The sequence below is a fragment of the Neobacillus cucumis genome (assembly GCF_023715505.1).
Window position 1 is genome coordinate 86,308 of record NZ_JAMBOH010000003.1, and the last position, 24,857, is coordinate 111,164.

Sequence of the window (24,857 nt, forward strand, 5' to 3'; positions counted from 1 at the left end):
TTTAGACTAGCCTAATGTTAAATCCCAAACCTTATAATTATCATAGCCTGCCTTTGCCAAAATATAAGACGAAATAATTGTTAATGTTGTCCATGCATAATCTTGTTTAAGAGTTAATATTTTAAATAGGGTTTTGTTAATATTCATCCTCATTAAAGCCATAATCACGAAGCTGGGACATTTTATTACGCCAATCTTTTTGCACCTTAACCCAAAGCTCTAAAAATACTTTTGAACCAAGAAGATTTTCAATATCTACCCGAGCCCGCTTGCCAATTTCTTTGAGCATGCTCCCTTGCTTACCAATAATAATACCTTTTTGTGAATCTCTTTCGACAATAACTGTTGCCATAACATGAATAATATCCTTATTTTGCTGCCTTTCCATTTTATCCAAAACAACGGCTAAAGAGTGGGGAATTTCCTCCCTTGTTAAGTGAAGTGCTTTTTCCCTAATCAATTCGGTAATAATAAAACGTTCCGGATGATCAGTAACTTGGTCAGCTGGATAATATTGCGGCCCTTCTGGTAAAAAGCCTTTAATTTGCTCTAATAATCGTTCAACATTGTTCCCCTCTAATGCGGATATTGGAACGATTTCTTTAAAGTCATATTTTTCTTTATATGATTCAATGATCGGCAGCAACTCATCAGGATGTATTTGGTCAATTTTATTAATGACGAGAAAAATAGGGGTGTTAACGGTTTGGAATTTTTCTAGAATAAATTCTTCCCCGCGTCCAAATCCTTCTTCGGCATTTACCATAAATAAAATTAAATCAACCTCTTTAAGTGTATTCTGTGCTACCTTCATCATAAAGTCGCCCAATTTGTGTTTTGGTTTATGAATACCTGGTGTATCAATAAAAACCATTTGTGCATCAGGAAGGGATAATACTCCTTGAATTTTGTTTCTTGTTGTCTGCGGTTTATCACTCATTATGGCAATTTTTTGACCAATTACCCGATTAAGGAATGTTGATTTCCCAACATTTGGCCGTCCGATAATTGAAATAAATCCCGATTTGTATCCGTTTTCATTCCCTTTAGTTTGCATGTAAATCCTCCGGAGAAAAGGCACCAGGAAGTAACTCAGCTACCGTTAATTCTTTTACATCGCCTTTAAGATTGGTTAAAATCACTTTCATATCACTCGGGCATAGTTCAGATATTACTTGCCTGCATGCACCACATGGGGAACAAGGGCGATCTGTATCCGCAACAACAGCCATCATTTGAAAATCTCGGTCACCTTCAGAGTAAGCCTTAAAAAGGGCCGTACGCTCGGCACAATTACACATACTATAAGCGGCATTTTCAATATTACAGCCGTGATATACTTTTCCATCTGTTGTTAAAATGGCAGCTCCTACTCCAAACTTAGAGTATGGAACATATGCTTTATCTCTTGCTTTCTTTGCTTCTTCCATTAATTGTTCAATGTTCACAAAAACGTCTTCCCTTCCAGCAGGAATCTGCTGTTTCTTTATTTTACCTCAAAAATTAGAGAAAATCATTAGGTGTAGCGAAAAAGTAATAAAAAATTTGAAAAAGTTAGAATTTTCCCATAATGTAACTTGTCTTCTAAGAATAAATTATTTTAGTTATTTTACCGAAATGATCATCGAATTTCAAATTAGTTAAATTCCTGTATTAGTAACCTTTCTAGAACAGCTTTAATACATAGGGCAAAAAAATGATGATGCCCACGATTACTGTTAATATCGAATAAACGAAAACAGCTCCAGCGGCAATATCTTTAGCCTGTTTTGCCAGCGGATGAAATTCTGCTGTAACCAGGTCTACTACCCGCTCAATTGCAGTATTCATTAATTCTAGGGCAAACATCCCACCAATAGCGAAGAGAATGAAAACCCACTCAAGTTTTGAAATTGAAAAATAAAAGGATAACACTAATACGATTAGTGAGCTAATAAGATGAAATCGCATATTTCTTTCGTTTTGAGCAGCTGTCAGTATTCCTGCAACTGCATACGAAAAGGAATTTAATAAGACGAATCGTTTCTTTTTATCGCGTGAGTCCATAATCGTTCAAAATTTCCTTTTGCAATGTAAACATTTCCTTTTCATCTTCCTCTGTCATGTGGTCAAAGCCTAAAAGATGAAGGAAACCATGAACGGCTAAGAATCCTAGCTCTCGCTCGAAAGAATGGCCATATTCCTCAGCCTGCTCCTTTGTCCTTGGGATTGAGATAATAATATCGCCTAAGATTCGGGGAATATCCATTCCCTGTAATTCTACCTCACCCTCTCCAAGCTCTTCCATTGCAAATGAAATGACATCAGTGGGGGTATCTTTATCGCGGTATTCACGATTAATTTCTTGAATCCTCTCATTCGAAACATAGGTTATAGAAACCTCACTATGCTCTTCAATCAGCTGCTTCCTAGCAGCAAAATTAATTATTCTTTCAATTTCAAGCATTTGCTGCTCTGTCAATTCATTTGTTTCGTCCACACTATCAATGAGTAATGTCATGCTTGCCTCACCTGCTTTGTATTTGTTAATTCCGGATACTCAATTCTTGAGTGAAATATCCCCTTTAAAGTCTCACATAATGCATGAGAGACGGTTTCAATTTCTTTCATCGTAATATCACATTCGTTTAACTGCCCATCTTCAAGCCTGTCAGCCACAATTTTTTTTACAAGCGATTCGATTACTTCCGGTGTAGGCTGTGATAACGAGCGTACTGCTGCCTCTACACTGTCCGCGATACCAACGATCGCAGATTCTTTTGTTTGTGCCTTAGGACCGGGATAGCGAAAATCCTCTTCATTGCTATTTGATTCGCTCTGAAGGGCTTTATGGTAAAAGAATTTTAGCAATGTTGTTCCATGATGCTGCTCTGCGATATCAATAATTTCTTTGGGCATGCGATATTTCTTTAAGATAGCCGCTCCATCGATTACATGCGCAATAATAATGTGTGCACTTTTATCTGGCGGCAGCCTATCATGGGGATTATCATGATTTATTTGGTTTTCGATAAAGAAGTTCGGCCTTTTTGTTTTTCCAATATCATGGTAATAACTACCAACCCTTGCTAAAAGCCCATTTGCCCCAATGGCCTCGCAGGCAGATTCGGCCAAATTCGCCACCATTACGCTATGATGATAAGTTCCGGGAGCCTCCATTAGTATTTTTCTTAGGAGTGGGTGATTAGGGTTTGATAATTCAATCAGCCTTATAGTAGAGAGAATACCAAAGCTTGCTTCAAAAAATGGTAATAGCCCTACAGTCAACACAGCAGAGCTGACCCCGGATACAAGTGCTGTAATTAAATAGTAGCCGTACTCCATTCCAGAATACTGACCATTAGGGAGCAGCATTAACGCGCCGATTGTTAACACATTAATCATCGCTGCGAAGGAACCTGATTGGAATATTTTTGAACGGCGATTTTGACTGTTTAAAAACAGAATTGCTGCAATACTGCTAAAAAGGATATAGATCCCTACTGAAAAATTAAGTGTTCCGGTAATCCCCTCATTAAAAAGGATACTCCCGCTTACAGCCAAAAGGATCGACATAAAAATAGCCAGTTTTTCATCAATTAATATTTTAATTAACATTCCACTCATCGCAGCCGGAAAAATATAACCGATGCCCTCAAAACTAAAAACTTGCAGGATACTAATGATTTTCATGATAAAAATCGAGAGGATAAAAATAATCCCATACATTAATAAGGCGGTTTGTCGCTTCTCCGATGGTGATTTCATTTGATGAAAATAGTAATAAATAGTTGATAGGGCTAAGGTAATTAATACGATTAAACCAATAAGCGGCTTATAGGAATGGTTATTGTTTATGAGACCGACCAATTTTAATTGCCGATATATATCCTGATTAATTAACTCCCCTTCTTCAGCAATAATTTGTCCTTGAAGGATTTTTACAGGCTCCACCTTTTCTGCGGCCTGTTGTCTGAGTTCCTCCGTTGCATTAGGGTCATAAAACTCATTTTGAATAACAGCATATCTCCCTAATTCAATAGCAGCTAATTTTAATTCATCATTTAAGGTGGTGTACTTTAATTCTTCTTCTACCCTTTTCTTAGCATTTTCCACCTCATCAGAAGAAATTCTTTTGGTCATCACATTACTGATTGCCGTAACAGTTAAATCCTTCGCAATAGCTAGTTCATCATTATCAGCATGAATTAAGGCAGTAAAAACTTGATTAGAAAGATCCTTCGAAACACTTGAAGTCAACTTTGCTTTTAGCTGAGACTCTTTATCGGAATCACTTGGTTCCTTTATGGTAATCGTTTCTTCTGAAACTTTCTCTTCCTGTTTTCTCTTATCTTCCTCAATTTCATTATTAACATCTATCGCTGATTGAAAAATAGAAGAAATTAAATCAACTCGATTTTGTGTATATTCATTTTTCAAAGCGTATACTGGCTGTACCTGATTTATAGCCTCTTTCCGTTTGTTTTCGGTACTTTCCTTATCTTCTACTGTTGCGGGAGAACGAATAGTATTTTCCGCCACTGAGAACAAGCTTAGTTCCAGCTTTTCTGGTTTAACGTTGTTGTAGATCGCCCCAACCAAAACGATCCCTAGCACAATAAAAAATAAAATTCGAAAAAAAGTAATATCAAGCAATTTTCGTATCCGTATGAAGTTCTGCTGTAGTTTATCCAACTAAATCCCCCCAACCACGGCCCTATTCATCATTGTTATAGTAAAAGAATAACAAAATACTACTAGAAAACACGCTTTATGTAAAATCATATCAGTTTTTCAGGAAAGTTTCACCTTATATAGAAGATATTTGTGTAAATATGGAAAAAGGGATAAACCACAAAGGTTTATCCCTCCTTTTTACTGTTGGTTACCCTTCTTTTCGTAGGCTTCAATGATTCTGCCGACAAGAGGATGACGAACAACATCACTTTGTTCTAAAAAGATAAATGATATGCCTTTTACATTTTGTAAAATCTCTTCTGCCACAATTAGGCCTGATTTTACACCCTTCGGTAAATCTACTTGGGTTTGGTCACCTGTAATCACCATTTTCGATCCAAATCCCAGCCTGGTCAAGAACATTTTCATTTGTGCCTGAGTGGTATTTTGCGCCTCATCTAAGATAACAAAAGCATCATCTAGCGTACGGCCTCTCATATAGGCAAGCGGAGCAATTTCGATTGTACCTCGTTCAATTAGCCTCTGGGTATGTTCTGCCCCTAAGACATCGTTTAGCGCGTCGTACAGAGGCCGTAGATATGGGTCAACCTTTTCCTTTAAATCGCCTGGCAGGAAGCCCAGGCTTTCACCGGCTTCCACTGCAGGTCTTGTTAAAATAATTCGATTAACTTGTCCTGTTTTGAGAGCGTTGACGGCCATTACGACTGCAAGATAGGTTTTACCGGTTCCGGCAGGACCAATTCCAAACACTAAGTCATTTTTCTTTATGGCTGTCACATAATGTCTTTGCCCCAGCGTCTTAATTCGAATTGTTTTCCCTTTAATATTTTTACCAATTTCTTCTTCATATAAATTTACAAAATAATCTAGTGTACCTTTTTGAGCCATTTGGATAGCATAAAGAACGTCTCGTTGACCTATATTTATACCCTTTCGGATTACAAAGATTAATCTGTCGATTATTTCACCCGCCATAATCACCTTATCTTCATCACCGGATAAACTGACAGATTCACCTCTTGTAATTATCGATACATTCAGCTCTTCTTCAATTGTTTTTAGGTTTTGATCAGAATTTCCTAGCAGCGTAATAGCTTCTGCCGGATTTTCTAACTGTACATTAATGGTCGTTAATTTTTCTGTCATCAGGAGTCTCCTTGGAAATCGGTTGTCCGACTGCAATGTTTTCAATTATCTTAAAATGGATATCTAGTATAACTTTACCATTTTCCATTGCTTTGTGTAAAATTTTTTCATCCTTTATCTTAGCATCCTCATCTAGACTACTTTTTATTTGTTTTTTTGCTAGTTCTAATGCCATTTTTTCAGCCTCACTAGTGGAATAGCTCCGTTCATACACTTCACGCTCCCGGATTGTTTTATTAACATAAGAAATAGGCAGCTCCCATTTTAAAAAGCGAATGTTATGCACATTCTTTTCAGTCTCATAATGCTTAAATTCTGGCTTTCCAAATCCCCAGATAGGTACTTCTAAATTCCCTAATAATAAGAAATGTTTTTGCTGTTGCTTGCCATTATACACTTTAAATTTGGTGACCAATGGGAGCTCGACATGACTTTTATACCAAGTTTCCCCCCATACTTCACCTTTTGCAGCTGTGAGTTCAGGGTTGTCTTCTTGTCCGAATGCACCTGAAACGAGTAATTGTCCTTTTTCAACATGGTCATGAATATCAACAACTTTCTGCCCGCTTTCAACAAACATTTTTACAATAATGGCCTTCTTTTTTGCAATCAGGTTTTGCGGTGAAAATTGCTCAGGTTTTTTAGGCTCATTTTTTTCCACCACTTGCAGATGGTAGGTTGTCCCTTTTAATTCCACACCAACCCATGTTAATGCGCCAATATTATTGGTCAATTTTCTTTGAATCCCTTCCACATTGGCTACAAAGAATTGAACCTTTCCAATTTTAACACCCATCTTGTCCAATTCTTTGCGAATTTGATACTCAGTTGCAGGTTTTGCCCCCTTTATCTCAATACCCCAAATCATATTTGAAAGGAGGAAAATGATAAATATAAAGGCGGCGGCTCCTAACATAAAGCCGCTGTTTTTCCATAATCTTTTAAGTAAAAATGGAGCACCCTCTCGCTGTAAAAAGGAAATTTTGCAATCACTTTTTCGTGCAAACTTTCTAATCTTAAGGGCATCTTGGACCCGTATTTTGAATGTAATCGTTTCGGTCCCATGCCGTTTGACATTCCAAATATGTAAACCATTTCTCGTTAATACATTTAAAAAACGTTCGAGCCCTTTGCCAGATACTTTTACTATAACTCTGCCATAAAGGAATTCAATCCACTGGTTCTTCATTTTGTTCCTCCCGCAATATCATTTATATAAATGACTTGATCAATCTTTCCTTCCAATAAAATCTCTTCTGGTAAGATGGTCTTTATCACAAAACCCTTACCTTTAATTAACAATTGCCCCTGTTTCAGTAACAAACGGAGTTCTTTATCAGTAAAAGACAACAGGCCGCGGTGATTTTCCACGTATATATGGATTTGTCCAATCATTGTAATTCGAGGTAGATCCATTATGACATCCTGAGGAAGATCCATTTTATTAGCCATCCAATTTCGAACCCGTTGGCCCCATTTTTTTGCCATAAAAAAGAACCCCCTTTCATCTCATATTTATGCGATTATTTATAGATATATGTGAGGATTCCATGATATACCTAGCCCTTGTGAATATATATTCTGGAGGACAAACAACTATGACTACAGCAACAGACACACTAATTAAGAACGTAGGAGTTCAAGGAAAAAGGGAGAAGGAAGAGATACCTTATACTCACATAGAACAATTGCAGAACGTTTCTATAAAAATAAAGGTTACAATTTTAAAGTATATGAAGAAGTCATTACAGGTGTTAAGAATATTGAAGAAAGGAAGCATTAAATAATTTATTTATTGCATGATGTTCAAGCAGGATTATATGATGCAATTTTTGCTACTAGCACTTTAAAGAAGTTAATACCGACAACTAACGATCAAGGGTGGTTAACGGCAGGCTTTTCAGACAATTAGGCGATTAACCTGTATAACCAGGCAATTCTTGTTTAACAATAAACGTAAATCCTGCATAAATAGGTGGTATAGTAATGAAAAAACAAAAATTGTTTTTGATAGCTTTGCTGGTTGTTCCTTGGCTTGCGGTACCGTTATTAGGAAGGAAAGCCTTTAAAAGGTTTCTTCCCACTGCCATATTTATGTGTACTTTCACTAAAGCTTTAGATTTTTACGGTGAAAAGAAAAAATGGTGGAAATTTTATAGTGGTATCGGACCTTTTGATAGTATGAATTTTATGAATTTCGGACCTTACCTGGTCACTAGTCTATGGGTGTTAAAACTAACTTTTGGCAAACTCCCTTTATTCATAATTTCTAATACTCTCCTCCATATTATATTTATCTTTGGCGGTTTAAGATTTGTAGAAGGATTTAGAATATTTTCTTTAGAAAGATTAACTAAATTCCAATATTTGGTATTAAGTTTTTTCAGGGCTTTGGTTTTATATGCTTTTCAAAATATAACGGAACTGACTCCTTTTAAGAAATTCCTTTCTTATAAAAAGTGAATTTTATAAAGCTTCAGCTGCTAAGGTTACTGCACGTCTCTTTTCCCAAACTCAGAATTAAATAAAAAAGGTTGAGGAATAAAAATTCCCCAAACCTTGTCATGCGTTTTTAAATTTGATTTAAAGCTTGTTCCCATTAACCACCCATAAAAAATTTCATATTTATGACACGAAAGGGGGTTAGACTTCTTTTCTACTCGTTTCAAATCAACTCGAGCGTTTTTTTACAGTATAAGGATTTTTTGATCGGGGTTCAGCAAGGATTTCCGACCATATAATTCCAGTTATAACTGTACGCGGATCTGGATTTTCTGCTATAGTGAATTTTATTTCTTCTTGATTTTTTATTGGTCCTTCATTTGCAGTTTGGGTTCTCGCCACTGCCATCCCCATCCTGCCTGCTTCAGACTCTTGTCTTACCTGCAGGTATTCTTTTTCAAGCTTACCCTGGTTACTTTGCAGCAATCCTTGCTTGTTTTCTGTTTGTTTTGCCATTGTGTCTTTCGGAATATCAGTAATATCTTTTATCATGGTTTGAATATCCCCCAGGCGATTGCCAAAGGGTTTTCTTATTGATTGTCCTTGGTTGTTTTTTGTTTTCCTAAAAATCATTGAGATGACTCCAACGACAATCATGATTAAAATGGTTTCCAAACCTGTCACCGTCCTTTTTTGGCAACACTGGAATTATTGATCATTCTTTTTGTCACCTGTCATCTTTCCAATCGAGCCCCTCATATCCGTATCAGCAGAAATATTCTTAAAATTCATATAGTCCATTACACCAATATTCCCCGATTTAAGCGCTTCTGCCATTGCCAGTGGTACTTCCGCTTCTGCTTCCACCACTTTAGCTCTCATTTCCTGTACTTTTGCTTTCATTTCCTGTTCTTGAGCAACAGCCATTGCCCGGCGTTCTTCTGCCTTTGCCTGGGCAATTTTCTTATCCGCTTCCGCTTGTTCTGTCTGCAATTCAGCCCCGATATTTTTACCGATGTCAACATCAGCAATATCTATCGAAAGGATCTCAAAAGCTGTACCGGCGTCAAGTCCTTTAGACAAAACAGTTTGCGAAATTAAATCCGGATTTTCAAGAACTTTGCTGTGACTATCAGATGAACCAATGGTAGATACAACGCCTTCCCCCACTCGGGCAACAACTGTTTCTTCACCCGCACCACCGACGAGACGCTCTATATTGGCACGGACAGTAATTCTTGCTTTCGCCTTCACTTCTATCCCATTCATAGCCACACCAGCAATAAATGGCGTTTCAATTACCTTTGGATTTACACTCATTTGCACGGCTTCTAATACATCACGTCCTGCCAAGTCAATGGCCGCGCATCGTTCAAAGGATAATTCAATATTGGCGCGGTGCGCTGCGATTAACGCATTGACCACCCGGTCGACATTACCACCCGCAAGATAGTGACTTTCAAGCTGATTAGTTGTGACATTCAAACCGGCTTTATGGGCTTTTATAAGTGGATTTACGACCCTGCTTGGGGTTACACGTCTAAGTCTCATACCAACTAATGTAAAAATACTAATCCTGACTCCTGCAGCCAGTGCGGAAATCCACAGCATGACTGGTACAAATGATAGTAATATTCCTAAAAAAATAAGGGCAATGATAACAACTGCAATAATAAAAATGGTTCCCCCTGATACAATATCCATAATCAATCTCCTCCTGCCATATAATATACCTCTCTGACGACGATTCGGGCCCCTTCAACCTTAATGACTCTCACTTTGGCATTTTTCTCTATAAAACCGCCTTCCGAAACTGCATCGACGCGTTCATTGTTGATAACAATAGTTCCTGCCGGCCGTAAGATGGTAAGAGTATGACCTTCCGCTCCTAGAAGATCAGTTCGATTAATATTTGAAACATATCCATCCTCTTTTCTAGCCGCATCGGTTAATACCATCCTATTAAATAAAACAAGTTTTTTTCCAAAGGTCTTAATCATCAAAAAGAATATAAAAATTGAGACAGCCATGGCTATTAAAATAGACACTCCAATTTGCAAGGCATCTTGGCCTGCTAAAAACAGACTTAATATTAAGGCTGCGACTCCTAGTGTACCCGCTATCGCCCCAGGTAAAAAAAACTCCAAAAAAATAAGCAGGATTCCGGCAACAAATAGAAGTAATGTTCCAAATCCTGCTAAACCTGCTTGAAAGTGACCATAAAAGAATAAGATTAGCGCAAATATCCCAATTAAACCTGCAATACCAAATTTGGCTGAAAAAAGTTCTAAAACGATTCCAACTCCGGCAATAGATAATAGGACAGTTACAACAACAGGGTTTGTTAGAAATTCAATCATATAAGGCCCCCCTTCTATTCAGTTCTTTCTGACTATATGTTATACGTCCTTAGTCATTAAAAAGTTTCAAATTTATCTAAATATGTAAAAAGACTGCGGGTTTTATACCTGCAGTCTTTATGTCAGAATACTTATGAAAGGTGTTGTTGTACAAATTTATTAACGAGCGAACCATCTGCTTTACCTTTAACTTTAGGCATAATAGCAGCCATCACTTTTCCCATTTCCGCTTTTGATGTTGCGCCGACTTCAGCGACCGTTTCTTTGACAATCTCTGACAGTTCCTCTTCAGAGAGCTGTTTCGGTAAATACAGCTCAAGAATCTCAAGTTCTGTACGCAATTTATCAACTAGGTCTTGACGACCAGCCTTATCAAATTCATGGAGGGAGTCTTTGCGTTGTTTTACTTCGCGAGAAAGGACCGTTAACTCTGCATCTTCGGAAAGCTCTTGTGTACCGAGCTTGATGGCTTCATTTTGAAGTGATGCTTTCACCATCCGAATAACTGAGAGTTTGTCTTTTTCCTTGTTTTTCATCGCTTGTTTCATATCATTGTTCAAACGCTCGAGAAGACTCATATATTACACCCTCTCTTAAAACTTACGTTTTCTTGCAGCTTCAGACTTTTTCTTACGTTTTACACTTGGTTTTTCATAAAATTCGCGCTTTCTTGCCTCTTGCAAAGTACCAGTTTTTGATACTGTACGTTTGAAGCGACGAAGAGCATCTTCAAGCGATTCGTTTTTACGAACGACGGTTTTAGACATTCTCTTTCCCTCCCTCCGAAACACAACACACTTACATTCAATCCATGTACCATGCAATTATAATATAACCTTGAAACAAGGTCAACTTAAATTCACACGATATTTAAAAGTCATCAAGATACTTGTCTAAAAAAAATGGCATGTCCCTTCAGGTGCGGCCATACAATGAAGGGAGGGGGCCAATAATATGCTATACATACTATTATTTATACTTTGTATTTTATTATTTATTTTTGGAATGACAATTATTCGGTTTGGGTTATTCAATTTGTCAGCCAATAAATTAAAAACATGGTTAATTAAATTAACCAGTACACCCTTAAAAGGAATGTTAACCGGTACATTTATTACCGCACTATTGCAAAGCAGCTCGGCGGTAATGGTTATTACAATCGGATTAATTTCAGCTAGGATTATGACATTTCCTCAATCTATTGGCATTATTCTCGGCACCAATATTGGGACGACCTTCAAAACAGAATTAATTACATTTGACATTGATAGAATTCTTGTTCCATTAGCCATAAGCGGTGCGCTGCTTATTTTATTTAAGAATAAAAAGGCAAGAAGCATTGGAATGCTGCTATTTGGGATTGCTTCCGTGTTCACGGCGATGAAAGGTTTCGAACTTTTGGCACAGCCTCTGACAGTCATGCCGTTTATCAACAGATTTATATTAGCCATCAATGATAATATTGCCTTAAGCCTGCTCACAGGGGCAGTTATCACTTCGATCATCCAGTCAAGTACTGCGATGACAGGGATTGCAATGGGATTTTTAACAGCCGGTCTGCTCCAGCTTGATGCAGGGATTGCGATTGTTCTTGGAGCAAATATTGGGACGTGTATTACAGCTGTGATTGCATCGATTGGAGGCGGTAAAGAATCTAGACTTGCAGCCTTTGCACATGTGTGGCTCAATGTATTTGGGGTGCTACTTTTTATCCCGCTCATCCCTTTTTTAACGAAGAATGCAGAGCTTCTTGCAAGTCAAACAGATATTCAGTTGGCACATATAAGTGTTATTTTTAATGTTGCTACCTCTTTAATTGTTTTACCTTTTGCCACAAAATTTGGCGAAATGATTCTGTTTTTACACGACAGAACTTCCAAAAAGCCTATATCTTAAGAAAATTTAACAGAGCATTTAAAAAAGACGGTATCGCTATACCGTCTTTTTTAAATGGCAGGTTAATAATTTGAATTTACTTGCTCACCTTTTATTATAGCAACACTTGCGCTGGCTCCAATTCTTGTAGCACCAGCCTCAATCAACCTTAGGGCATCCTGCGTACTTCGGACTCCCCCAGAGGCTTTGACACCAATATTTGGTCCAACAGTTTGTCTCATAAGGGCTATATCCTCAGCAGTGGCACCTCCGCCTGAGAAGCCAGTCGATGTTTTTACAAAATCAGCTCCCGCCTTGACCGCAAGTTCGCAAGCACGTTTCTTTTCTTCATCTGTTAACAGGTTTGTTTCAATGATTACCTTTGTTAATGCTCTATCTTTAGCCGCTTCTACTACCGCATGGATGTCCTGTTCAACTAATTGATCATTTCCGTCCTTCAATGCACCAATTGGAATGACCATATCTACTTCATCTGCGCCTAAGTCGATAACATTCTTCGTTTCAAATGCTTTTGTTTCAGTCGTAGTTGCACCTAGAGGAAAACCGATTACAGTACAAATTTTTACACCACTCCCGTTTAACAATTCCTTGGCGGTACTTACCCAGGCAGGATTTACACAGACAGAAAAAAATTTATGATCCCGTGCTTCCTGACAAAGGATTTCAATTTGCTTCTTTGTTGCATCAGGCTTCAGTAAAGTATGGTCAATCATTGCGGCAATATTTGTCACAGCCATATGTTCACTCCTTAGTAATTATTCTCTTATGTAGTTTATCCAAAATAAAAAAGGACCTAATCAGGTCCTTTTTCCTTAAATGGCTGCTTCTTCCTTATTAAAAACTTCTACTCTCATTGATGAAGAATCTTCTACAACTTTGACAAATTGCCCTTCATTATAAGGGTAACCTGCTTTAGTAATTTTGACTTTAACAATTTTCCCAATCATAGCTTCTGTTGCTGGAAAGACTACTTTTAAGTAATTATCGGAATATCCCATATAAAGACCGGTATTCGATTCTTCCTTATATTCCTCTTCCGGAATTACCTCCAGTACATCACCTTCAAAAAGAGACGCATATTCCTTTGCAAGTTGATCCGAAAGTGAAATTAAACGGTGAACTCGTTCATTTTTGACTTCCTCATCTACTTGATCCTCCATCCTTGCAGCTGGAGTGCCGGTCCGTTTAGAATATGGAAAAACGTGAAGTTCAGAGAATTTATGATCTTTAATAAAATTATAAGTTTCCATAAACTCTTCTTCTGTTTCGCCTGGAAAACCGACAATGACATCAGAAGTAACTGCAAGCCCGGGGAGTACTTCCTTTAGACGCTCTAATCGTTCTGCAAAAAATTCCATTGTATATTTACGGCGCATACGTTTTAGTACAGTATTAGAGCCGGATTGGAGCGGAATATGCAGGTGACGGACAATGATGTTGGAATGTTTGATTACTTCAATGACTTCGTCCGTTATCTGACTTGCCTCAATCGATGAAATCCGCAATCTTTCTAGGCCTTTTACACCCGCTTCTAAATCGCGGAGCAGGGAAGCAAGATTATAATCTTTCATGTCTTCACCGTAACCGCCAGTATGAATACCAGTTAAGACGATTTCCTTATAACCGGCATTAACCAGCTGCTGGGCTTGATGAATGACTTCTTTTGGATCACGGGATCTCATCAGGCCGCGTGCCCAAGGAATAATACAAAACGTACAGAAATTATTGCAGCCCTCTTGAATTTTCAGTGAGGCACGCGTTCTGTCCGTAAAGGCTGGAACATCAAGCTCTTCATAAACTCGGTTTTTCATGATATTCCCTACAGCATTAATAGGCTGACGTTCTGCTTTAAATTGTTCAATATAATCCAGCATTTTTACACGATCCTGGGTTCCTACTACAATATCAACACCAGGGATCGCCATGATTTCGGCTGGAGAAGTTTGAGCATAGCAGCCGGTTACACAAATAACAGCATCTGGATTCTTCCGTACTGCACGCCTGATGACTTGACGGCTTTTTTTATCGCCCGTATTTGTAACAGTACATGTATTAATAATATAAACATCGGAAATTGATTCAAAGTCAACCCGCTCATAACCTTCTTGTTTAAACAACTGCCAAATGGCTTCTGTTTCATAATGATTCACTTTACAACCTAGTGTATGAAACGCTACTGTTGCCATTTAATCTCACCTCAATAGTTCAAAATGATAGGAAATAGCCGCAAGTGAATATAATGGTGCGGTTTCCGTTCTTAATATTCGCGGTCCTAAACCGCAAAGCCCAAACCCACAATCCTTTAAATGCTGAACCTCTTCCTCCGCTAAGCCGCCTTCCGGCCCAAAAACGATAAGGAGACTTTCGCCATTTTTCATCTTCTTTAATGTTGAAGAAAGGACCGAGGTCTCGCCCTGCCGGCTTTCTTCCTCGTATGCTGCTAATTTATAATCGAAGTCATTGCTCTTTTTCAACAAGTCTTTAAAGGACATAGGATTAATAATACTAGGTAAAATAGTTCGATGGGATTGTTCCGCCGCCTCTTTAGCAATCTTTTGCCATCTATCTATTTTTTTTGCCGCTTTTTTTTCATCCCATTTCACAACCGAACGGGCAGCAGAAAAGGGCAAAAACTGCTGGGCACCTAATTCCGTCCCTTTTTGGATGATCCACTCTAGCTTGTCCCCTTTTGGTAACCCGCTTGCTATTGTGATCGAAATTGGGAGCTCGGGACTCTCATCTATCCATTGTACAACGTCTGCAACGACACTTGAATTGGTAATTTCTGAAAGACTGCAAACAGCCTGCTTTCCCTCTGGATCAACGCAAATAATTCGATCATTGATTTCCATCCGCATGACCTTTACGATATGATGTCGGTCCTCTTCATCAATGATAAAGTGATCATTATTGGCTTTTTGTTGAACAAAGTAGCGTTGCATACATTGCACCCTCTCTTAACATTTACACTTTATTTTACTATTTTATAGATGGAAGGAAAATAAAAAGGGGTTGTCTACACCCCTTTTTCAGTCATTATTTCCTTTTTGCGCAAATCGCAACCCAATCTTCCATTAATATGGTTTCTACGATTTCAAAACCCGAATTAATTAGGGCATCCTTCACGAGATCTTTTTTAGGCTGGATAATACCAGAGGCAATAAAAGAACCGCCTGGTTTTACAACACGAGCAACATCATCAGTGAACCTAAGAATAACTTCCGCTAAAATGTTTGCGACAATCACATCTGCAGAGTTTTCCTCAACACCATCTAAGAGGTTGTTCTGCGCAACAGCAACCTTTTCATGTACCTTATTCAGTTTGATATTCAGCTTTGCTGATGTAACAGCCACTTCATCTAAATCATATGCCCTAACGTCTTCTGCTCCAAGCAATGCTGCAGCGATGCTAAGAACACCTGAGCCTGTACCTACATCAATAACACGGTCACCCGGACGGACAGTTTTTTCTAAAGCCTGGATACACATTACCGTTGTTGGATGTGTTCCAGTACCAAAGGCCATACCAGGGTCCAATTCAATAATTAGTTCATCACTGCTAACAGGCTCGTATATCTCCCATGTAGGCACAATCGTGAATTTTTCAGAAATTTTCACTGGATTATAATACTTTTTCCAAGCTGTGGCCCATTCTTCTTCATTTACTTCACTTATGGTTACTTTATTTAACCCTAAATCAATGTCATGAAGGATAAGATCGTTAATCGATTCTTTGATGGCGTCTACCGTTTCACCAAGGAAACTGTTAACAGGTAAATAGGCTTTTATAATGACGCCTTCTTCGGGATAATCGTCTGGATTAAGTTGGTAGATTTCTCCGAATTGATCTTCCCTTTCTTTCGTCAATTCAAAGGGGTCTTCTATGACTACACCGCTCGCCCCAGCCTCATGTAAGATATTCGAAATAGGTTCGATCGCCTCGTTTGTCGTGTGGATACTAATCTCTGACCACTTCATCTCTACCAACTCCATCCTTACTCGCTTTTAAAAGCTCTTTTTACTTTTGAGAAAAAACCTTCTTCGTGTTCACCGATTGGCGAAGAACCGCTAACGTCTTCAAATTCCTTAAGAAGCTGTTTTTGTTTATCAGACAGCTTGGTTGGGGTAATAATACGGACTATTATATACTGATCTCCGACGCCGTATCCACGAACGTTTGGAATCCCTTTTCCTTTGAGGCGGAATTTTTTACCTGTTTGTGTACCGGCAGGGATTTTAAGCTTAACCTTTCCTTTTAGAGCTGGAACCTCAATTTCATCACCTAAGGCAGCTTGAACAAAGGTAATTGGCATCTCACAATAAATATCATCGCCATCCCGTTCGAAAAACTCGTGTGAACGTACATGGAATACTACATAAAGATCACCGGACGGACCGCCGTTGGTTCCGCCTTCACCTTGTCCTGCCATACGTAACTGTTGTCCATCATCAATACCTGCAGGGATTTTGATATGGATTTTTTTACGTTTTTGGACTTTCCCTTTTCCGCCGCAGGTTGAACATTTATGCTTAATCTCTTTTCCAGTACCATGACAATAATGGCAAGTTCGGCGATTAACAATTCTGCCAAATGGTGTGTTTTGTTCGACATTTAACTGTCCAGTACCATGGCAATGCTGACATGTCTCTGGGTTAGTTCCAGGTTTAGCACCCGAGCCATGACAGGTTTCACATGTTTCTTCTCTTGGTATTTCTATATCTGTTTCTTTTCCAAACGCAGCTTCTTCAAATGAAACCGTCATTGTATATTGCAAATCAGCACCTTGTCTTGGCGCATTCGGATCACGTCTTCTAGACCCGCCGCCACCGCCAAAGAAGGTATTAAAGATATCCTCAAACCCTCCAAAGCCGCCGCCAAAGTCACCGCCACCGAAGCCCTGGTTTGGATCGGTATGTCCGAATTGGTCGTAATGGGCCTTTTTTTGATCATCGCTTAGCACTTCATAAGCTTCAGCAATCTCTTTAAATTTATCAGCTGCATCTGGCTCTTTATTAATGTCCGGATGATACTGTTTAGATAGCTTTCGATAGGCCTTTTTTATTTCATCCTTAGAAGCACTTTTGCTAACACCAAGCACTTCATAGTAATCTCGTTTACTCATGATTACCACTCCCGAATCTGTCACATAAAGATTATTCTAACACCCTTTGGAAGGGTATTGCAATAAAAAAGCCAAAGCCTGTTACTTTGACTTTGACTTTTTGTAAGAATAACGAACGGTTTCTATATCCTTTACTAACTGTCTAGCTGCAACGTCTAGGGGCTCTTAGGTCTAAGCGAATCAGATAAGAAGGCTAAAATCCAGCCTTCTTGTCTCCCCGACTGTAGCCTTGTGTCCCTAGGAAAAAATGAACTGCTTTTTTCCCTGCTCAAGGCGCTTCCGCTTTTTTATTTTTCGTCTTTTACTTCTTCAAATTCAGCATCTACGACATTGTCGTCTTTTGCACCATTAGTGCCTGCATCTTGAGCACCTTGTTGTGCTTGTGCAGCCTGTTCGTAAAGCTTAACAGTTAATGCCTGGACGATTTCCTGTAAAGCATCCTTTTTAGCTCGAATCTCGTTTAAATCATTGCTCTCAATAGCTTGTTTTAAGGCGTCTTTTGCATCATTTGCTTTATTTACCTCTGTAGCATCCACTTTACCCTCAAGATCTTTTAACGTTTTTTCTGTTGTAAAGACTAGCTGGTCAGCCTCATTGCGAAGTTCCACTTCTTCCTTGCGCTGTTTATCTGCCTCAGCATTTTCTTCGGCTTCTCTAACCATTTTTTGAATTTCATCATCAGAAAGACCTGTGGAAGATTTAATGGTAATTTGTTGTTCTTTATTTGTGCCAAGGTCTTTTGCCCGTACATTAACAATACCGTTTTTATCGATATCGAATGTAACCTCGATTTGCGGGATTCCACGTGGTGCTGGTGGAATATCTGATAATTGGAAGCGTCCTAGGGTTTTGTTATTTGCCGCCATTGGACGTTCCCCTTGTAAAACATGAATATCAACAGCTGTTTGGTTATCTGCAGCAGTGGAGAATACTTGTGATTTCGATGTTGGGATCGTTGTGTTACGGTCAATTAGCTTCGTAAACACACCTCCCATTGTTTCGATACCAAGGGATAATGGGGTTACGTCTAGTAAGACAACATCCTTAACGTCCCCTGTAATAACTCCACCTTGAATAGCAGCTCCCATTGCCACTACTTCGTCTGGATTTACACCACGGTGAGGCTCTTGACCAGTTGCTTTTTTAATAGCTTCTTGAACAGCAGGGATTCTAGTTGAACCACCAACAAGGATTACCTTATCAATTTGTGATGGTGATAATCCAGCATCACTTAAAGCTTGACGAACTGGACCCATTGTCCGTTCAACAAGGTTAGCAGAGAGTTCATCAAATTTTGCTCTTGACATTGATACTTCAAGATGAAGTGGACCAGCTGCACCAGCTGTAATAAACGGCAATGAAATTTGTGTAGTGGTTACACCAGATAAATCTTTCTTCGCCTTTTCCGCAGCATCTTTCAAACGTTGTAAAGCCATTTTATCTTGAGAAAGATCAATTCCATTTTCCTTTTTAAATTGTTCTACCAAATAATCAATAATAACCTGGTCAAAGTCGTCGCCGCCTAGACGGTTATCCCCAGCAGTTGCTTTAACTTCGAATACGCCGTCACCTAATTCAAGGATTGAAACGTCAAACGTACCGCCACCAAGGTCATATACAAGAATGGTTTGATCTTGATCCGTTTTATCTAAACCATAAGCAAGTGCAGCTGCTGTTGGCTCATTAATAATACGTTCCACTTCTAGGCCTGCGATTCTCCCCGCATCCTTTGTTGCTTGACGCTCTGCATCGTTAAAGTAAGCTGGTACAGTAATAACTGCTTTTGTTACCGGTTCTCCTAGGTAATCTTCAGCATATGATTTTAGATATTGAAGAATAATAGCGGATAACTCTTGTGGAGTGTAGTCCTTTCCTTCAATATTTACTTTGTAATTTGTACCCATGTGGCGTTTAATTGAAATAATTGTATTTGGGTTTGTTATTGCTTGGCGTTTTGCCACTTCCCCAACTTGGCGTTCTCCGTTTTTAAATGCAATTACAGAAGGAGTTGTACGGTTTCCTTCGGGATTTGGAATTACTTTTGGTTCTCCGCCTTCTAAAACGGAAACACATGAGTTTGTTGTTCCAAGGTCAATACCAATTATTTTACTCATTGCCTTTTCCTCCTATAAATATGTAGAATTATTGATTTACTTTAACCATTGAAGGTCGGATAACACGATCCTTTAACAGATAACCCTTTTGAAATTCATCAGTAACAATGTTCGAACCATAATTCTCATCTTCTCCCTGCATAACGGCTTGGTGCAGGTGTGGATCAAATTCTTTACCAACAGCTTCAATTGGCTCAACACCTTCTTTTTTAAGTGCATCCACCATACCTCGGTATACCATATCCATTCCTTGCAGTAAAGACTTAACTTGTTCATTATCGGCTTCTACTTTCATGGCTCTTTCAAAGTTGTCCAAAGCCGGCAATAGGTCCGTAATCAATTTTTGAGCTCTATATTTTTCGCCAGCCTCTTGGTCTAATCTTGTACGGCGGCGGAAATTATCAAAATCAGCTTGAAGTCGCAAAATTCGATTGTCTGCTTCCTCGAGCTTATCCTTAAGCTGCTGAATTTCTTGCAGATATTTTTCAACAGGATTAACTTCTGCTTCTTCTGTTGATGTCTCTTCACTAGGAACAGCTTTACCAGTATTTTCCTCAGTAAGTTCAACTTGTTCATTACTTTCGATTTCTGCTTCTTCATTGATTGTATTATTTTTTTCAGTCGTCAACTTACTCACCTCCCTTAAAGGATTCACACTAACTACTTATCGTAACTGATATATATTACAAGGAAAAGGGGTGAAACATAGAAAATGCGTCTCGCCGCTAGGGCGCTGGAGACATTTTCAAAAGGCATTTCACCCTTACTCAATATTACCAGCACTAATTACTTTGATACAATTTTGTTAAAACAGAGGTCAAATCCCTGCTTAAAAATTGAAGCAGGCTAATTACACGTGAATATTCCATTCTTGTAGGGCCTAAAATGGCAATGGTTCCTAATTTTTCAATACCTACAGAATAAGAAGCAGTAATTAAACTGCAATTATCCATGGCACTAATATTATTTTCCCTGCCGATTTTAACATGGATCCCAGCTGATTCATTTCGAATTAAATTGTAAATCCAATCTTCCTGATCAATCATGGTCAATAAACTGCGAATCTTGGTAATATCATGAAATTCCGGCTGGCTTAACATATTTGTTTTTCCACCGAAGAATAACTTCTCTGTCACCGGCATTTTAAATGATTCAGCGATTAAATGGAGCATTAAATCGTAGTTATGGATATGCTGGCGTAACAGCACGGCCACTTCTTTATAAATCTTATCATTTAACTCTTCTAGCGGGACTCCGGATAAACGGTCGTTTAGAATGTTTACCGTTTTTTCAATATCACTTGCATCCACCATATCAGGCAGCGAAAATGTCCTGTTTTCAACATGACCCGAATCCGTTACAAAAATTGCCACCGCTGTTTCCTTATTTAAAGGAATGATTTGTATTTTCTTTAATTTATTAATACTAACAGCAGGTCCTAGGACGATGGATGTATAATTGGTTAACTCCGATAAGATTTTCGCAGATTTTTGGATGATTGCTTCAAACTCAAATATTCTCTCTGCAAAAATCGATTGAATGATCGAGATATCATTTTGATTTAATGCTTGAGGCGAAACTAAATGATCCACATAGTACCGATATCCTTTTTCTGAAGGCACACGCCCTGATGAGGTATGTGTCTTTTCGATAAACCCCAATTCTTCTAGGTCGGCCATTTCATTTCGAATGGTAGCGGAACTAAAGGAAATTTCCTCTTTTTTCGACAAGCTTCTTGAGCCGACTGGTTGGGCAGATCGAATAAAGTCATCAACAATAACCTGAAGAATCAACAATTGACGATCTGTTAGCAACATTCATCACCTCTGTTAGCACTCCTCATTAACGAGTGCTAATTATATTAATAAATTATCAAAAAAAGTGGGATGGTGTCAATCAAAAAGAACGCAAAATGGCACATTAGCCGCAAAGACTTAGTCTTAGATGACACCTAAAAAGGCCTGGAATACTTCGTTACCCAATAAGCGGCCCTTTTTAGTTAAATATATATTATCGTTTTTCACTTCTATCCATTGTTTAGCACTTAGATCAGCCAGTTCCTTTGCAAATAAATTTAGAGGGTCGAGGGCAAATTTTTCATAAAAGTGAGCAATGGATATCCCTTCTGTTTTTCGGAGCCCGAGAAACATTTCCTCTTCCATCTGCTCTTCTTTTGTAACGAGATGGTCTTCAAAAATCGGGAGAACATTACTATTGATTTGCTCAATATATTTTTTTACAGGCCCTGAATTGGAACGTCTCCAGCCATTCACATAACTGTGTGCGCCTGCCCCGAATCCATAGTAATAATCATTATTCCAATAGGTTAAATTATGTTTACTTTCGAATCCTGGTCTTGAAAAATTACTGATTTCATACTGATGAAAACCGTTCATTTCCATTTCTTCCATTAACATTTCATACATACTCGCTTCCACATCTTCCCCAGGAGTCGGCAGCTTACCCTTTTTTAATAAATTATAAAAAACAGTTTTAGGCTCAATAATTAGCGAATAGGCTGAAAAGTGTGGAATATCCAGCGAAAAGGCCTCTGTTAATGAGTCTTTGAAGTCCTGGACAGTTTGGGTGGGTAAACTAAAAATCAAATCAATGCTGATATTCTCAAATCCGACCTTTTTTGCGTTTTCAATCGTCTGGTAAACATCCTTTGCTTTGTGGACACGGCCGATTTTTTTTAGCAGCTCCTCATTAAACGTTTGTACACCAAGACTGAGTCGGTTCACACCAGCATCTTTTAATATTTGTAATTTTTCTTTTGATAAATCACCGGGATTGGCTTCAAAAGTAAATTCAATTTTGTCGTTTCTTGGCAGGTTTGTACGAATACTTTTACAAAAAGTGTAGAGCTGTTGTTCATTTAAAGAAGTGGGGGTTCCTCCGCCAACAAAAATGGTATCCAGTGAATCGGTTGGAAATTCACAAAGGGTCATTTTCATCTCTTGGTCGAGGGCCTTTAAATAATCATCCACTGGCTGGCCTTTTAAAAACACTTTATTAAAGTCACAATAGTGGCAAATGTGCTCACAAAACGGGATATGGAGGTATGCTGCTTTAATCATGTTTCTTCCTCTATTCTTTTTAACGAAAAAGAGGCTAGGAAAACCTGTTTAGGCGCTCCCTAACCTCTCTTTAGTTTTTATTTTTTCGTATTGTTATCGTCCATTTTCAATACGGCCATAAACGCTTCTTGTGGTACTTCAACGGAGCCTACTTGTTTCATTCGTTTCTTACCCTCTTTTTGCTTTTCTAACAATTTACGTTTACGGGAGATATCCCCGCCGTAGCATTTAGCTAATACGTTTTTACGCATCGCTTTAATAGTAGAACGAGCCACAATTTTTTGACCAATTGCTGCTTGAATAGGTACTTCAAACTGTTGTCTTGGAATCAATTCTTTCAGTTTCTCAACAATGACCTTGCCGCGTTCATAAGCAAAATCTTTATGGACAATAAAGCTTAATGCATCCACTTTCTCGGCGTTTAGTAATATATCCATTTTCACCAGACTTGAAGGTTTATAACCAATCAATTCATAATCAAAGGACGCATAGCCCCGGGTACTAGATTTCAACTGGTCAAAGAAATCATACACAATTTCAGCTAGAGGAATTTCATACACGATGCTAACACGGTTTTCACCTTGGTATTGCATATCAATAAAAATTCCGCGCTTCAATTGGCAAAGCTCCATAATAGCACCAACATATTCATTTGGAGCCATCATCGTTGCCTTAACATATGGCTCTTCAACACGGTCAATTTTTTGCGGGTCCGGCATATCGGATGGGTTGTCGACATTTAGTTGAGAACCATCTGTTAAATGGACATGGTAAATAACACTAGGTGCCGTTGTAATTAAGTCGATTTTAAATTCTCGTTCAATCCGTTCTTGAATAATTTCCATATGAAGAAGTCCAAGGAAGCCGCAACGGAAACCAAATCCTAATGCTTGAGACGTCTCTGGCTCGAATTGAAGCGACGAATCATTTAATTGCAGTTTTTCCAAAGCCTCACGGAGATCATTAAATCTCGCTGTATCAATTGGGTAAAGTCCACAATATACCATCGGATTTAATTTTCGATAACCAGGAAGCGGTTCAGTCGCACCGTTTTTAGCGTTTGTAATGGTATCACCGACACGTGTGTCCCCAACATTCTTAATTGAAGCCGACAGGAAGCCAACATCCCCAACAGAAAGCTCATCGAGCATAACGGACTTAGGTGTGAATACACCAACTTCGTTTACCTCAAACTCTGCTCCAGTAGCCATCATCTTAATTTTGTCACCAACCTTAACGGAACCTTCGACGACACGGATATAGGCAACAACGCCGCGATAGGCATCATATAAAGAGTCAAAAATCAAGGCTTTTAATGGGGCTTCCGGATCTCCTGTTGGAGCAGGGACCTTCTCAACAACCTGTTCGAGAATTTCTTCAATCCCAATGCCAGCTTTCGCTGATGCGAGAACTGCTTCAGAAGCATCCAGACCGATTACTTCTTCGATTTCACCGCGGACTCTTTCCGGATCGGCACTTGGCAGGTCAATCTTATTAATAACTGGTAATATTTCAAGGTCGTTATCTAGGGCTAAGTATACGTTTGCTAGTGTTTGTGCTTCAATTCCCTGAGCAGCATCCACGACTAAAACAGCCCCTTCACATGCTGCAAGACTTCTTGAAACTTCATACGTAAAATCGACATGTCCCGGTGTATCTATTAAATGGAATGTATATTCTTCTCCATCTTTTGCTCTGTATTTTAATTGTACTGCATTTAACTTTATCGTAATCCCGCGTTCTCTTTCTAAATCCATTGAATCCAACAACTGATCTTTCATTTCACGGGAGGATAAGGCATTCGTTTTTTCCAAAATCCGGTCAGCTAATGTTGATTTCCCATGATCAATATGGGCAATAATGGAAAAATTTCTAATCTTTGATTGTCGTTTAAGTCTTTCTTCTCTGTTCATGGTCTTCCACTCCTACTATACTCGCACATGTACACTATTTTTGATTATATCAGTAGGGCAAACAAGATTCAATACAGAATGCGTTTCCCGCTTCTGACTAAGTAAG

Annotated in this window: 26 protein-coding genes; 3 read left to right on the top strand and 23 right to left on the bottom strand. The window is 38.7% G+C overall.

Features of this window, described 5'->3' with window-relative positions:
- Nucleotides 1-136: 136 nt before the first annotated feature.
- From era to yqfC, 8 genes are all read right to left on the bottom strand, one after another.
- Complete coding sequence (gene era / locus M3226_RS05550; protein ID WP_251563381.1) at nucleotides 137-1,057, bottom strand: GTPase Era; 921 nt, start codon at nucleotides 1,055-1,057, stop codon at nucleotides 137-139.
- Entirely contained in the window at nucleotides 1,047-1,430 is a 384-nt protein-coding gene (locus tag M3226_RS05555) for a cytidine deaminase (protein ID WP_285857756.1), read from the bottom strand. Before M3226_RS05555 ends, era begins: the two co-directional genes overlap by 11 nt.
- A 235-nt stretch (nucleotides 1,431-1,665) precedes the next feature.
- Nucleotides 1,666-2,046 (bottom strand): diacylglycerol kinase family protein, encoded by a 381-nt coding sequence (locus tag M3226_RS05560; RefSeq protein WP_251563385.1) that lies wholly within the window; start codon nucleotides 2,044-2,046, stop codon nucleotides 1,666-1,668.
- The gene (gene ybeY / locus M3226_RS05565) at nucleotides 2,030-2,500 is read right to left on the bottom strand and encodes an rRNA maturation RNase YbeY (RefSeq protein WP_251563386.1); all 471 of its coding nucleotides are present in this window, start codon (nucleotides 2,498-2,500) and stop codon (nucleotides 2,030-2,032) included. Before ybeY ends, M3226_RS05560 begins: the two co-directional genes overlap by 17 nt.
- Nucleotides 2,497-4,674: an HD family phosphohydrolase gene (locus tag M3226_RS05570; RefSeq protein WP_251563389.1), complete on the bottom strand. Its 2,178-nt coding sequence runs from the start codon at nucleotides 4,672-4,674 to the stop codon at nucleotides 2,497-2,499. Before M3226_RS05570 ends, ybeY begins: the two co-directional genes overlap by 4 nt.
- A 180-nt stretch (nucleotides 4,675-4,854) precedes the next feature.
- The gene (locus M3226_RS05575; protein WP_098529950.1) at nucleotides 4,855-5,823 is read right to left on the bottom strand and encodes a PhoH family protein; all 969 of its coding nucleotides are present in this window, start codon (nucleotides 5,821-5,823) and stop codon (nucleotides 4,855-4,857) included.
- Nucleotides 5,798-7,012 carry a sporulation protein YqfD gene (gene yqfD / locus M3226_RS05580; RefSeq protein WP_251563390.1) on the bottom strand — a complete coding sequence of 405 codons (1,215 nt, stop codon included), beginning with the start codon at nucleotides 7,010-7,012 and terminating at the stop codon, nucleotides 5,798-5,800. Before yqfD ends, M3226_RS05575 begins: the two co-directional genes overlap by 26 nt.
- A complete protein-coding gene (gene yqfC / locus M3226_RS05585) occupies nucleotides 7,009-7,311 on the bottom strand; it encodes a sporulation protein YqfC (RefSeq protein ID WP_251563392.1) in 303 nt (100 codons plus the stop codon). The genes yqfD and yqfC overlap by 4 nt, the downstream gene beginning before the upstream one ends.
- A 110-nt stretch (nucleotides 7,312-7,421) precedes the next feature.
- Between yqfC and M3226_RS05590 the strand changes: the two genes are divergently transcribed.
- Together M3226_RS05590 and M3226_RS05595 are read left to right on the top strand one after the other, a co-directional pair.
- On the top strand, nucleotides 7,422-7,610 hold the full coding sequence (locus M3226_RS05590) for a hypothetical protein (RefSeq protein WP_251563395.1): 189 nt from the start codon (nucleotides 7,422-7,424) through the stop codon (nucleotides 7,608-7,610).
- Nucleotides 7,611-7,809: 199 nt separating this feature from the next.
- Nucleotides 7,810-8,286, top strand: coding sequence for a hypothetical protein (locus tag M3226_RS05595; protein ID WP_251563397.1), 477 nt, complete (start codon nucleotides 7,810-7,812; stop codon nucleotides 8,284-8,286).
- A gap of 207 nt (nucleotides 8,287-8,493) precedes the next feature.
- On the opposite strand, the gene M3226_RS05600 is transcribed toward M3226_RS05595, so the two are convergent.
- The 5 genes from M3226_RS05600 to rpsU all read right to left on the bottom strand — a co-directional run bounded on the left by M3226_RS05600 (nucleotide 8,494) and on the right by rpsU (nucleotide 11,392).
- A complete protein-coding gene (locus M3226_RS05600; RefSeq protein WP_251563399.1) occupies nucleotides 8,494-8,940 on the bottom strand; it encodes a hypothetical protein in 447 nt (148 codons plus the stop codon).
- Between the two features lie 33 nt (nucleotides 8,941-8,973).
- Nucleotides 8,974-9,969: a flotillin-like protein FloA gene (gene floA, locus M3226_RS05605; protein WP_176541174.1), complete on the bottom strand. Its 996-nt coding sequence runs from the start codon at nucleotides 9,967-9,969 to the stop codon at nucleotides 8,974-8,976.
- Nucleotides 9,970-9,971: 2 nt separating this feature from the next.
- Nucleotides 9,972-10,625 carry an NfeD family protein gene (locus M3226_RS05610; protein WP_251563401.1) on the bottom strand — a complete coding sequence of 218 codons (654 nt, stop codon included), beginning with the start codon at nucleotides 10,623-10,625 and terminating at the stop codon, nucleotides 9,972-9,974.
- A 131-nt stretch (nucleotides 10,626-10,756) separates the two neighbouring features.
- Nucleotides 10,757-11,203, bottom strand: coding sequence for a GatB/YqeY domain-containing protein (locus M3226_RS05615; protein WP_098529945.1), 447 nt, complete (start codon nucleotides 11,201-11,203; stop codon nucleotides 10,757-10,759).
- A 15-nt stretch (nucleotides 11,204-11,218) separates the two neighbouring features.
- The gene (gene rpsU, locus M3226_RS05620; protein ID WP_007087607.1) at nucleotides 11,219-11,392 is read right to left on the bottom strand and encodes a 30S ribosomal protein S21; all 174 of its coding nucleotides are present in this window, start codon (nucleotides 11,390-11,392) and stop codon (nucleotides 11,219-11,221) included.
- A gap of 187 nt (nucleotides 11,393-11,579) precedes the next feature.
- On the opposite strand from rpsU, the gene M3226_RS05625 reads away from it, so the two are divergent.
- Nucleotides 11,580-12,521 carry a Na/Pi symporter gene (locus tag M3226_RS05625; protein ID WP_251563403.1) on the top strand — a complete coding sequence of 314 codons (942 nt, stop codon included), beginning with the start codon at nucleotides 11,580-11,582 and terminating at the stop codon, nucleotides 12,519-12,521.
- Between the two features lie 62 nt (nucleotides 12,522-12,583).
- Here M3226_RS05625 and deoC read toward each other — a convergent pair whose 3' ends face one another.
- The 10 genes from deoC to lepA all read right to left on the bottom strand — a co-directional run bounded on the left by deoC (nucleotide 12,584) and on the right by lepA (nucleotide 24,751).
- Nucleotides 12,584-13,258: a deoxyribose-phosphate aldolase gene (gene deoC, locus M3226_RS05630; RefSeq protein ID WP_251563404.1), complete on the bottom strand. Its 675-nt coding sequence runs from the start codon at nucleotides 13,256-13,258 to the stop codon at nucleotides 12,584-12,586.
- Nucleotides 13,259-13,333: 75 nt separating this feature from the next.
- Nucleotides 13,334-14,707, bottom strand: a complete 1,374-nt coding sequence (mtaB, locus tag M3226_RS05635) for a tRNA (N(6)-L-threonylcarbamoyladenosine(37)-C(2))-methylthiotransferase MtaB (protein ID WP_251563406.1) — start codon at nucleotides 14,705-14,707, stop codon at nucleotides 13,334-13,336.
- 6 nt (nucleotides 14,708-14,713) lie between these two features.
- The gene (locus M3226_RS05640) at nucleotides 14,714-15,463 is read right to left on the bottom strand and encodes a 16S rRNA (uracil(1498)-N(3))-methyltransferase (RefSeq protein WP_251563408.1); all 750 of its coding nucleotides are present in this window, start codon (nucleotides 15,461-15,463) and stop codon (nucleotides 14,714-14,716) included.
- 94 nt (nucleotides 15,464-15,557) lie between these two features.
- Nucleotides 15,558-16,499 (bottom strand): 50S ribosomal protein L11 methyltransferase, encoded by a 942-nt coding sequence (gene prmA / locus M3226_RS05645; RefSeq protein ID WP_251563409.1) that lies wholly within the window; start codon nucleotides 16,497-16,499, stop codon nucleotides 15,558-15,560.
- 17 nt (nucleotides 16,500-16,516) lie between these two features.
- On the bottom strand, nucleotides 16,517-17,644 hold the full coding sequence (dnaJ, locus tag M3226_RS05650; protein WP_251563411.1) for a molecular chaperone DnaJ: 1,128 nt from the start codon (nucleotides 17,642-17,644) through the stop codon (nucleotides 16,517-16,519).
- A 287-nt stretch (nucleotides 17,645-17,931) separates the two neighbouring features.
- Nucleotides 17,932-19,758, bottom strand: coding sequence for a molecular chaperone DnaK (gene dnaK / locus M3226_RS05655; RefSeq protein ID WP_251563413.1), 1,827 nt, complete (start codon nucleotides 19,756-19,758; stop codon nucleotides 17,932-17,934).
- 28 nt (nucleotides 19,759-19,786) lie between these two features.
- Nucleotides 19,787-20,386, bottom strand: a complete 600-nt coding sequence (grpE, locus tag M3226_RS05660; protein WP_251563415.1) for a nucleotide exchange factor GrpE — start codon at nucleotides 20,384-20,386, stop codon at nucleotides 19,787-19,789.
- A 154-nt stretch (nucleotides 20,387-20,540) separates the two neighbouring features.
- Nucleotides 20,541-21,572: a heat-inducible transcriptional repressor HrcA gene (gene hrcA / locus M3226_RS05665; RefSeq protein WP_251563948.1), complete on the bottom strand. Its 1,032-nt coding sequence runs from the start codon at nucleotides 21,570-21,572 to the stop codon at nucleotides 20,541-20,543.
- Nucleotides 21,573-21,698: 126 nt separating this feature from the next.
- Nucleotides 21,699-22,838, bottom strand: coding sequence for a radical SAM family heme chaperone HemW (gene hemW, locus M3226_RS05670; RefSeq protein ID WP_251563417.1), 1,140 nt, complete (start codon nucleotides 22,836-22,838; stop codon nucleotides 21,699-21,701).
- A 77-nt stretch (nucleotides 22,839-22,915) separates the two neighbouring features.
- Nucleotides 22,916-24,751, bottom strand: coding sequence for a translation elongation factor 4 (gene lepA / locus M3226_RS05675; protein WP_251563419.1), 1,836 nt, complete (start codon nucleotides 24,749-24,751; stop codon nucleotides 22,916-22,918).
- Nucleotides 24,752-24,857 lie beyond the last annotated feature (106 nt).